The sequence below is a fragment of the Frankia sp. AgB32 genome, assembly GCF_023243045.1.
GTDB lineage: Bacteria > Actinomycetota > Actinomycetes > Frankiales > Frankiaceae > Frankia.
In genome coordinates this window covers 1-4,893 of the sequence record NZ_JALKFX010000093.1, presented here as the reverse complement: position 1 = coordinate 4,893, position 4,893 = coordinate 1, and the positions used below count along the sequence as shown (strand labels likewise).

Below are 4,893 nucleotides of genomic sequence, written 5' to 3'. Positions count from 1 at the left end.
CATCCGACGGTTCCGCGGGACACCGGGCCGAGGCATGGGGCCTCGGCCGGTGTCGGTGCCGGTGCCGGTGCCGGTTCAGCGGCTCTGCGCGCGCTGACGCGCTGGCTCTGCGCAGTGGACGTGCGGGTCGCTGGCGGGGACGGCAGTGATCTAGGCCTGAGTGCCGAGTTCGCTGCGGGCGGTCAGGCCGGCGGTGTGGAGGAAGGTGGCCCAGGGGGGTGAACTCGTCAACGAAGCCCTGCAGGATCGACCGGTTGGCGTCGTCGGCGAGCAGGAACCTGGTCAGCGCGGCGGTCCAACGCTGGCTGCGCTCGGCGTCGAGCCACAGGTTCTCCAGGATCAGTGCGTCCAGGCCGGCGCCCGCCTCGGTGCACTGCGTGCTGAGTTCAGCCAGGGTCACCAGGTCGGCGATCGGCTTCACGACCAGGTTGGTGATGACGAAGGCGCGGTCCCAGTCACGAGGGCGAGTTCGACGGCGGCGGACAGTCGGTCGGCTGGCCGACAGTGGCCGGCTTATCCAGGGGCGCCGACGCGGGCCCGCTACTGCCAGGAGGCCGCCCGCGGCGCGATCACCAGGACGACGCGGCGGGCCGCGTCCGGGAGGCTGTCGTAGGCCAGGTCGTACCGCTTCGCGAGAACGTCGAAGAACTTGCCGTTCGGGTCGGCCTCGATCGCCTCGACCTCGCCGCGCACCTCGAGGTACCGGTACGGGTTGTCGGGGTCGTGGATGGACAGCGCGACCCGGGGGTCCGCGGCGGCGTTGCGCCCCTTCTGCCGGTCGCTGGTCGTCGTCAGACGCAGCCGCGCGCCGTCCCAGGCGAACCAGACGGGATTCGACTGGAGGGTGCCGTCCGGGCGTAGCTGGGCGAGGTGGGCGATCACCGGACGGGTGAGCAGGTCCAGGTGGCTTTCGGGGATCGACATGATTCACCTCGACTACATGGGAAGGCGGTCGCCAGCCACCCTATATCAAGATCTTGATATATATAAAGGCATTGTCATTACCCTGCGTGATCCGGCGGTTCGCTCGTCAGCGCGGTCGTCGCCCGATCCAGGAACGAGCGCAGAACGTCCAGCTCGGCGTCGGTGAAGGCGCTCGCGAGCCGCCGTTCCACCGCGACCGCGGCCTGGTCCGCGACCTCGAGCACCTGCTCGCCCGCGGCCGTCAGCCGGGCCAGATGAACCTTCGCATGGACGGGCGATGCCACCCGGGACACCAGCGCCCTGCTCTCCAGCGTCGCCAGCAGGCCGGCCATGGCCTGCGGCGTGACGTTGCAGCGACGCGCCAGCTGGGCGCCGGACGAGCCAGCGGCCTGGCGCAGCACCAGCATCGCCGCGTACTGCGACACGGTCAGGCCCGACGGGCGCAGGGCCCGCGCCTTCTCTCGCATGAGCGCTTGCTCGGCCCGCTTGATCGCCAGCCCCGGACGGGCTTCCGGATCAGTGGCGAACAGATCCCGTGCCCCGGGCTGGAGCACGGGACCGGCCACCGACGCAGCATCGTCCATAGCTAGAAGGGTGCCATCAGGACGGCACGGCCCACCGCGGCGCCGATACCGGTGCGAGGAACGTCGCCCTGTCCCCCACCGGGAGCTCGGCGAGGTCCGCCCGCCGCGGGCGGCCCCGCCATCCCTTCTCCCTCAGCCTGCGGCCGTGCACCCAGGGCAGGATTCGCGTTCCGAACCAGCCTGACCGTAGGACACTGGGGCCGGGCTGGCGCTGGTGCCGGCTGAAATCCGCCGCCGGCCACTGGGAGGGTCCGCGTGAACCGCGCCGAACTGACTGAGCTGATCGTTGTCAACCGACGCCGCAAGGGGTTGAGCTGGGCGTCGATCGCGGCGGCGGTCGGGCGGAGCAAGGAGTGGGTCACCGCCGGTGCCCTTGGCCAGATGTCCTTCGACGAGACCGAGGCGGCGACGCTCGTCGAGCTGCTCGACCTGCCGGCCGAGGCGGCCGCGCTGCTCACCGAGCCGCCCTACCGGGGTTCGCTGCCGACGGAGGTTCCGACCGACCCGCTCATCTACCGCTTCCACGAGCTGGTCGCGGTCTACGGGACGACGTTCAAGGAGCTGATCGGCGAGGAGTTCGGCGACGGCATCATGAGCGCGATCGACTTCCGGATGAACATCGAGCGCGAGCCCGACCCCGCCGGCGACCGGGTGAACATCACGATGAGCGGCAAGTTCCTGCCGTACCGGCGCTACTGACCGGCCGGTGGGCGCTCGGCCGACGGAGGGGCCTCCACGGCCGAGCGACGCACGTCCAACCGATGCCGGGCGCAGGCGGCGGGCAGGGTGTTCTCCGCCGCGGGGTGCGTGCGGAGTTCGCCCGAAAGTGCATGATGTGTCGTATGGGTGCTGATGAGGCGGCGCAGAGCGCATGGTCACGGGTCGACACGAGCGTGCCGCACTCCGCACGGGTCTGGAACTACTGGCTCGGCGGCAAGGACAACTTCCCGGCGGACCGGGAGCTCGGCGACAAGGTCTTCGAGGTCTACCCGGACATCGTCCATGTCGCCCGGGCGCAGCGGGAGTTCCTGGTCAGGGCCATCACGTTCCTCGCCGGCGAGGTGGGCATCCGCCAGTTCCTCGACATCGGGACGGGCCTGCCGAGCGCCGACAACACCCATGAGGTCGCGCAGCGGATCGCCCCGGACTCGCGGATCGTCTATGTCGACAACGACCCGCTCGTGCTCGTGCACGCCCGCGCGCTGCTCACCAGCGTCGCCGGCGGGGCCACCGCGTACGTGGACGCCGACGTGCGCGATCCGGACAGGATCCTCGCCGAGGCGGCCGAGGTGCTGGACTTCACCCAGCCGGTGGCTCTGGTGATGTTCGGCATCCTGGGCAACGTCGCCGACACCGGCGAGGCGCAGGCGATCGCGAAGCGGCTCCTCGACGGCGTCCCGTCAGGCAGCTACCTCACGCTCAACGACGGCACCCACGGCGAGGCCGTCGACAAGGCCATCGAGATCACCCAGGCCGATGGTCACCCCTACAACCTGCGCACCCCGGACCAGATCACCTCGTTCTTCGACGGGCTCGAGGTCGTGGAGCCCGGCGTCGTGTCGACACCGCTGTGGCGGCCGGCGGCCGGGGTCGACCCGCAGCCGCTGTTCATCTACGGCGGGGTCGGCCGCAAGGCGTAAACGCGCCACCCGCCGGGGCCGGGCCGGGTGGTCAGCTGCCGCCGTACATCAGCGATCCCGGGGTGGTGAGGAGCTCTCCGGTCTCGAGCCAGGTCTTGAGGCCGGAGAGGATCATCGGCCAGCCGCCGTAGAGCTCGTCGTGCGCGCCGTCGCGGAGCTGGTCGTGGGTGACCGTGAGGCGACACGAGTCGGCGACCGGTTCGATCTCCCAGGTCACCCGGGAGGCACCTTCGGCCTTCACCTCGTCGCTCCACAGCGCGGTCAGCGTATGCACCAGTCGCCGGGGCGGGTCGCTCTCGAGGACATCGCCCTCGCCGAGCAGTCCCGGCGCGCCGGGACTGGCCATCTCGACGCGCGAACCGGGCGTCCAGTCCGAGGTGACGCGGGCGCCGAACTGATAGCGGGCCCGAATCTCGGGGTCGGTGATCGCCTCCCACAGGCGCTCGGGGGTCGTGCGGATGTAGATCTCGAAGATCTTTTCCATGGGGTGCTCCAACATGGTCTTGAGCTCGCTGAGCCCTGCGGCCCAGGGCTCGGCGTACTTGCTCACCCACCGGTCGTGGACGAGCCGGATCGGGACCGGGTTGAGGAAGTGGAGCTTTTCGCGGCCACGCCGCCTGGTGACGACCAGGCCCGCCTCCTCCAGCAGCTTCAGGTGCTTCATCACGCCGAAGCGGCTCATCGCGAAGCGTTCCTCGAGCGCGCCCAGCGTCTGACCGTCCTGGCGGAACAGCTCGTCGAGCAGCGCGCGGCGAGTCGGGTCGGCGAGCGCCCGGAACACCTCGTCCATGAGCACGAAGATAGGTGACCTTTTGGTCACCTGTCAATGCCCGCCGCCTTCCTGGACGACGTCGGCGCGCCACTGGGCCACGGCCCAGGCTGGTGGGCCCGGCGGGCCATGCACTACTCTCCGGCTACGGACCGGTCCAGTCCGACCGGCCCGCACCGGGCTGCTGGAGCAACTGCAGCGCGTCGGCGACTGGCCCCGCATCCCGCGACCGCTCGGCGTGGCCAGCCGTCCGCCGGGTGTTACCAGGGCACCACTCCGGCGTCGTCGAAGAAGCTGCCGGTCGGGCCGTCGTCGGGAAGGGTCGCGAGGTGGATCGCGATCGCCGCGCCCTGCTCGGGGGTGCGCACGCCGCGGTGGCCGTTGAGGTCCGTGGCGCAGTAGCCGGGGCAGCCGGCGTTGATCAGGATGTTGGTGTCACGCAGCTCCCGGGCGTACTGGACGGTGACGGCGTTGAGGAACGTCTTCGACGGCGCGTACGCGGCCGACACCGGCCCCACCGTGTGCCCGCCGGCGCCGGGCGCGGACTGCAGCGTCAGCGAACCGACGGAGCTGGACATGTTCACGATCCGCGGGGACGCCGAGCGGCGCAGCAGCGGCAGCATCGCGTTGGTGACGCGCAGGACGCCGAGCACGTTGGTCTCCACGACGGTCCGCACCACAGCGAGGTCGGTCGTTGTCGGACGCTGTTGGCCACTGCCCGTCACGGCGGCGTTGTTGACCAGCACGTCGAGGCGGCCGGCCCGGTCGGCGAGCAGCGCGGCGGCAGCGTCGGCGGCGGCGTCGTCGGTGACGTCGAGCGGCACGCCGAACGCGTCGGCGCCACCCGCGCGCAGCTTCGCCACGGCGTTCTCCCGGCGGTCGTCGTCGCGGGCCCCCCCCCCCCCCCGCCCCCCCCCCCGGGCGGGGGGCCCCCCCCCCCCCCCCGGCGCCCCGCGGGGCGCCAAGGCGGGGGGTG

6 protein-coding genes and 1 pseudogene are annotated in these 4,893 nt (G+C 71.4%); 2 read left to right on the top strand and 5 right to left on the bottom strand.

Annotation, left to right across the window (positions count from 1 at the left end; translation table 11 throughout):
* From MXD60_RS21760 to MXD60_RS21750, 3 genes and pseudogenes are all read right to left on the bottom strand, one after another.
* A pseudogene (locus MXD60_RS21760) lies at positions 1–421 on the bottom strand (hypothetical protein); the annotation flags it as partial.
* 119 nt (positions 422–540) lie between these two features.
* A complete protein-coding gene (locus MXD60_RS21755) occupies positions 541–924 on the bottom strand; it encodes a PPOX class F420-dependent oxidoreductase (protein WP_248821189.1) in 384 nt (127 codons plus the stop codon).
* A gap of 77 nt (positions 925–1,001) precedes the next feature.
* Positions 1,002–1,490, bottom strand: coding sequence for a MarR family winged helix-turn-helix transcriptional regulator (locus MXD60_RS21750; RefSeq protein WP_248821188.1), 489 nt, complete (start codon positions 1,488–1,490; stop codon positions 1,002–1,004).
* 273 nt (positions 1,491–1,763) lie between these two features.
* Between MXD60_RS21750 and cynS the strand changes: the two genes are divergently transcribed.
* Together cynS and MXD60_RS21740 are read left to right on the top strand one after the other, a co-directional pair.
* Positions 1,764–2,207 carry a cyanase gene (gene cynS / locus MXD60_RS21745; protein ID WP_248821187.1) on the top strand — a complete coding sequence of 148 codons (444 nt, stop codon included), beginning with the start codon at positions 1,764–1,766 and terminating at the stop codon, positions 2,205–2,207.
* Between the two features lie 134 nt (positions 2,208–2,341).
* Complete coding sequence (locus tag MXD60_RS21740; protein WP_248821223.1) at positions 2,342–3,148, top strand: SAM-dependent methyltransferase; 807 nt, start codon at positions 2,342–2,344, stop codon at positions 3,146–3,148.
* Between the two features lie 31 nt (positions 3,149–3,179).
* Here MXD60_RS21740 and MXD60_RS21735 read toward each other — a convergent pair whose 3' ends face one another.
* Positions 3,180–3,968: a metalloregulator ArsR/SmtB family transcription factor gene (locus MXD60_RS21735; protein ID WP_248821186.1), complete on the bottom strand. Its 789-nt coding sequence runs from the start codon at positions 3,966–3,968 to the stop codon at positions 3,180–3,182.
* A gap of 209 nt (positions 3,969–4,177) precedes the next feature.
* Positions 4,178–4,882 (bottom strand): SDR family NAD(P)-dependent oxidoreductase, encoded by a 705-nt coding sequence (locus MXD60_RS21730; RefSeq protein ID WP_248821222.1) that lies wholly within the window; start codon positions 4,880–4,882, stop codon positions 4,178–4,180.
* Between the last annotated feature and the right edge of the window lie 11 nt (positions 4,883–4,893).

Bases quoted from the DNA above. Each gene is read 5' to 3' on its own strand.
- MXD60_RS21755 (WP_248821189.1), bottom strand. From the start codon at position 924: ATGTCGATCCCCGAAAGCCACCTGGACCTGCTCACCCGTCCGGTGATC.
- MXD60_RS21740 (WP_248821223.1), top strand. From the start codon at position 2,342: ATGTGTCGTATGGGTGCTGATGAGGCGGCGCAGAGCGCATGGTCACGG.